This window comes from Micromonospora sp. NPDC049580, from assembly GCF_040675595.1.
Taxonomy (GTDB): Bacteria; Actinomycetota; Actinomycetes; order Mycobacteriales; family Micromonosporaceae; genus Micromonospora.
In genome coordinates, this window is the sequence record NZ_JBFAPG010000498.1 from 1 (window position 1) to 4643 (window position 4643).

5 protein-coding genes are annotated in these 4643 nt (G+C 74.6%); 1 reads left to right on the forward strand and 4 read right to left on the reverse strand.

Going from position 1 to position 4643, the window contains the following annotated elements:
• Positions 1 to 21 precede the first annotated feature (21 nt).
• Positions 22 to 939, reverse strand: coding sequence for an NlpC/P60 family protein (locus AB0J68_RS27760; protein WP_363941308.1), 918 nt, complete (start codon positions 937 to 939; stop codon positions 22 to 24).
• A gap of 59 nt (positions 940 to 998) precedes the next feature.
• Positions 999 to 2096, reverse strand: a complete 1098-nt coding sequence (locus tag AB0J68_RS27765; RefSeq protein WP_354861414.1) for a dipeptide epimerase — start codon at positions 2094 to 2096, stop codon at positions 999 to 1001.
• A 44-nt stretch (positions 2097 to 2140) separates the two neighbouring features.
• Here AB0J68_RS27765 and AB0J68_RS27770 point away from each other — a divergent pair, with 44 nt between their 5' ends.
• Complete coding sequence (locus AB0J68_RS27770; RefSeq protein WP_363941310.1) at positions 2141 to 2938, forward strand: tyrosine-protein phosphatase; 798 nt, start codon at positions 2141 to 2143, stop codon at positions 2936 to 2938.
• Here AB0J68_RS27770 and AB0J68_RS27775 read toward each other — a convergent pair.
• Both AB0J68_RS27775 and AB0J68_RS27780 read right to left on the reverse strand, forming a co-directional pair.
• Complete coding sequence (locus tag AB0J68_RS27775) at positions 2907 to 3608, reverse strand: lysoplasmalogenase (protein WP_355134718.1); 702 nt, start codon at positions 3606 to 3608, stop codon at positions 2907 to 2909. The genes AB0J68_RS27770 and AB0J68_RS27775 overlap by 32 nt on opposite strands.
• Before the next feature lie 55 nt (positions 3609 to 3663).
• Complete coding sequence (locus tag AB0J68_RS27780; protein ID WP_363941312.1) at positions 3664 to 4515, reverse strand: serine hydrolase; 852 nt, start codon at positions 4513 to 4515, stop codon at positions 3664 to 3666.
• Between the last annotated feature and the right edge of the window lie 128 nt (positions 4516 to 4643).

The window sequence follows — 4643 nt, forward strand, 5'->3', positions numbered from 1 at the left end:
CCCGAACAGGGGCCCGACCGGTCAGACCCGGTGGACGCCGACGAGGGTGGCGGCCCGATCGGCCGGTAGCTGTTCCTCCAGCACCCGTCGCCGCCGGTAGCAGGCGTGCAGCATCCGCCGGTCCGTCGGGTCGTCGGCGACGGCGGTGACGATGCCGATGTGGTGGATCTTGCGGCCGGGGCGGGCGAAGAAATAGAGGTCGCCGGGGCGTTCCGCGCCGAGGGGCAGCGGGGTCGTGGCGACGGCCTGGTCGTCGGCGTCGCGGGGCAGCAGCACGCCGAACCGGCGCCAGGCCAGGTGGACGAGGCCCGAGCAGTCGATGCCGTACGCGGAGAGCCCGCCCCAGATGTAGGCGACGTCCAACAGCCGCTGGGCCACCGCGAGCGCGTCGGCGGCGGTGGGCGGCTCAGTCGGCACCGGGACGAGCTGCCCGTCGGGCAGCCAGAGCGGCGTGGCCTGGCCGGGGACGTGGACTTCTCGCCAGCCGTCGCGGGCCGGGCCGGCCGGGACGAGGCGCGTGCCGACGACGACGCCCGCCAGCGCCACCGGCCCGCCCGGGGCGGCGTGCAGCCCGGTGACTGTGGCGTCCACGACCAGCGGGTCGCCGCTGACGGTGGGATCCACGGTGGTCAGCTGATCGGCGGGGAGCCAGCCCGGGTAGCCGCGGGGATCGAGCTTGGCGGCCGGCTGCTCGACGGCGACGACCCGTGCCCAGCCGTCCGGGCGCAGCTCGTCGATCAGCACCCGTTCGCCGAGCAGGAGCTGGCTCAGCACGCAGTCGCCGACCTGCTGGTCGGTGTCCATGCCGCGAACCCAGGTCGGGATGTCGGCGCCGGCGGTGAGCGCGGGACCGTCGACCGGCCGGACCGCCTCGGGGGAGGACCACAGCGTCGCGACGGCGACCCGGACGATGGCCTCGCGGCCCGGTTGCAGCTCCACGTCAACCCCCAGCTCGTGTCGGCTGTTCAGGGGAACCCTATGAAAGAAACCAACGGTCATCAACCGCGGGCCTGCATCTTTACTTCAGCCAGGCCGGAGATGCCCAGGCCAGGCGCATCCGGCAGCACCACGGTCGGCCCCTCGTAGCGGATTCCCCCCTGGACCGGCGACCAGGCCAGCCACCAGGCGGCGTCCAGGTCGGCGACCGCCGTGGTGCCGTACGCGGCGACCAGGCTCGCCGCCGCGCCGATGCCGACCTGACTCTCCATCATCGACCCGACCACCGTGCCGAGCCCGTGCGCGGTGGCCAGCTCGAGCAGGGTGCGCGCCGGTTGCAGGCCGCCGCACTTGGCCAGCTTGACGTTGACCAGGTCGGCGGCCCGGCGACGGATCACCTCGACCAGGTCGCGGACCCCGAAGACCGCCTCGTCGGCCAGGATCGGCACGGACACCCGGTCGCTGACCCACGCCAGCCCGTCCAGGTCCCAGCGGGCCACCGGCTGCTCGACGAGCTCCACGTCCAGCCCTGCGTCCTCGATGCCACGGATCACCCGGACCGCCTCGCGTGGCGTCCAGCCCTGGTTGGCGTCGAGTCGGATCCGGACCCCGGCGCCGACCGCCGCGCGGACCGCCCGTACCCGGTCCAGGTCGCCGGCCGCGTCCGTGCCGACCTTGAGCTTCAGCACGCCGAAGCCGTCGGCCTGCCGCTGGCGCGCGGCCGCCGCCAGGTCCACCGCGTCGCCCGCGGCGAGGGTGACGTCCGTCGGAACCCGCAGGGTGGTGCCGCCGAGCAACCGCACCAGGGGTACGCCCAGCCGCTGCGCGGCCAGGTCGTGCAGGGCCACGTCCATGGCCGCCTTCGCCGCCTCGTTGCCGACCACCGCGCGCTGCACCTCGGCGCAGCGGGCCACCAGGTCGTCCGGGTCACGTCCGGTGAGCAGCGGGCCGAGCAGTTCGCGTACGCACGCCTGCGCGCCGGCGACCGACGCTCCGGTGACCTGCCACACCTGCGGCGCCTCGCCGAAGCCGGACCGACCGTCGGCATCGACCAGTTCGACGATCAGGGTGTCCACGGTGGTGGTACTTCGCAGCGCGGTGACGAACGGGGTGTGTAAGGGGGCAGAAACCCGGTGGGTGCGTACCGCCGAGATCGTCATGTGGGGCACCCTATATGCAGGCACGCGGCGAGAGGGGACACCGGATGGTCGTGCGGGACTGGGAGCTGGTGGGCGCGCCGAACGCCCGTGACCTGGGCGGGCTGCGCGGCGTCGACGGCCGGAAGGTGCGCGCCGGACGGCTGATCCGCACTCCGGCGCTGGGTCGGCTCACCGACGAGGATCTGCCGGTGCTCGCGAAGCTGGGGCCGGCCTGCGTGCTCGACCTGCGCGCCGCCGCGGAGATCGCACTCGCCCCGACCGATCGGCTGGCGGGCGAGCCGCGGGTCGTGCATCTGCCGGTGCACGACCCGGAGCACCCGGTCTTCACGTACGTCTCGGCGGTGCTGCTCGGCCACGACCTCGACGCGTACGCGGAGCTGGCCCGGCAGGGCACGGCGGGGGCGATGGCCGAGATCTACCGATGGTTCGTCACCGGCGAGTCGGCCCGGGGCAGCTTCGGCGCTGCGGTGCGGCTGGCCGCCCGGTCGGAGAACCTGCCGCTGCTCTACCACTGCTCCGCCGGCAAGGACCGCACCGGCTGGCTCACCGTCATCCTGCTCACCGCGCTCGGTGTGGACGAGGCCGCGATCCGCGCCGAGTACCTGCGCAACAACGCGCTGACCGACAGCCTCCGCGCGGTGATCATCGAGGCGATGCGACGCCGGCAGCCCGGCCTGGACGTCGACGCGGTGCTGCCGGTGCTGGAGGTTCGCGCCGAGTACCTCGACGCCGCCTATCAGGAGGTGCGCCGGGTGCACGGCTCGTTCGACGGCTACCTGCGCGACGGGTTGGGGCTGACCGACGAGGTCCTCACGGCGCTGCAGGCGCAACTGCTGGAGTGACCGCCACGCCGGGCGGCACGTCGGCGCGGGCGACCCGCCCGATGACGATCAACGCCTGGCCGGCCGCGTACGTCGCCATCACGAGCACCGGCGCGCCGGGCGGCTGGGCCACGTCGGCCACCCCGGCGGCGATCAGCAGATCGGAGCCGAGGAACAGCGCGGCGCCCACACCGACCCGCCAGCCCTGGGTCACGGCGGTGGTGGCCATCGCCGCCAGCGCGACGGCGTAGCCGGCCACCGGCACGGCCAGCCCGGCCTCGGTCAGCCCCGCCCACATCCAGGCCAGCGCGGCGACGGTCAGCACCGCGTACACCAGCGGCATTGCGACCAGCGGCGGACGGCGCAGCCGCGTCGCGGCGCCGTGCCGGGTGAAGGCCACGAGGTAGCAGACGTGGGCGGCGAGGAAGCAGACCATGCCGGCCATGAACCAGCCGGTGCCGGAGGCCAGCAGCGCCACGTCGCCGGCCGTGGAGCAGGCCAACGCGGCGAGCACCAGCCGGTCCGGCCGGGCGCCGCGTTCGGTGGCCGCCCGCCAGAGGTACGCGGCCAGCAGCGGCATCAGCAGCGGCTTGGTGAGCAGCTCGGCCACTGGACTGTCGACGGCGTTGGCCACCAGGTTCGCCGCCGTCACGACCAGGAAGACGACGAGCAGGGTACGGCTGCGAGGCATCAGCGGCTCCGAGGTGGGGGTGGCAGCAGCCTAGCCGGATCGGCGGGCGCCGGCCTCAGAGCCGGTGGCGGGCGGCCCAGACCTGCGCCGAGACGTGCGCGATCAGGCGGCAGGCGTCGTCGACGACTCCCTCGTCGCTGTCGGCCAGGTCGGTGGTGGTGCACACGGCGATGACGTACGACGGGGCGTCGTCGGGCAGCACCACGCCGACGCTGTGGCGCACGCCGCGCACCCAGCCGTTCTTGAGCGCGACGCGGGTGCCCTCGGGCAGGCCGGCGGCCAGGTCCTCGCGGTGCTCCTGGGCGAGTAGCACGTCCAGCATGGCGGCGCAGCCGGCCGGCGAGGCGAGGCGGCCGGGAGTCGTGGCGCCGCTGGTCAGCGCGCCCAGCAGGGCGGCCAGGTCGGCGGCGGTGACGGTGTTGGTGATGCCGGCCTCGCGGGCGGCGAAGTCCTCGATGCCCCGGCCGGTGACGCTGTTGCGGGCGCCGGCGAGCCTCCACACCTCGGCCACCGCGGGCAACCCGACGTGCCCGATGACCAGGTTGGTGGCCAGGTTGCTGGACCGCACGATCATCCGTTCGGCGAGCCAGCGCAGGGGCGCGGTGCCGCCGAGCCGGTCCCACACGGCGTCGTCGTTGTCGTAGTGCTGGGCGCAGGAGAAGCGGGGCGCGCCGGGTTGAGCCGAGTCGAACTCGTTGACCACCGGGACGTCGGCGTCCAGCTCCAGCGTGCCGGCCTCGGCGGCGCGGTGCAGCGCGGTCAGCACCCCCACCTTCATGGTGCTGGCGGCGTAGTGGCCGGCGTCGGCGTGGCGGGTCCAGGTCGGGGGCGCGTCGAGTCGACAGACGTACGCCGAGACGGTGCCCGGCACCCGGTCCAGATGGGCGTCGAGATCATCCCAGGTCATGCCGGTGACCGTAGCTGATCACGGGGCGGGCGGGCCCGCGTACCCCCGCCGGAAAGCGGACGGGCGGGGGGGCGGCGCACGGCGCCCCCCCCCCCGTGCCCCCGCCGGTGGGGTTGTCCACCCCGCTG

Bases quoted from the DNA above. Each gene is read 5' to 3' on its own strand.
- AB0J68_RS27765 (WP_354861414.1), bottom strand. From the start codon at position 2,096: ATGACGATCTCGGCGGTACGCACCCACCGGGTTTCTGCCCCCTTACAC.
- AB0J68_RS27770 (WP_363941310.1), top strand. From the start codon at position 2,141: ATGGTCGTGCGGGACTGGGAGCTGGTGGGCGCGCCGAACGCCCGTGAC.
- AB0J68_RS27780 (WP_363941312.1), bottom strand. From the start codon at position 4,515: ATGACCTGGGATGATCTCGACGCCCATCTGGACCGGGTGCCGGGCACC.
- AB0J68_RS27775 (WP_355134718.1), bottom strand. From the start codon at position 3,608: ATGCCTCGCAGCCGTACCCTGCTCGTCGTCTTCCTGGTCGTGACGGCG.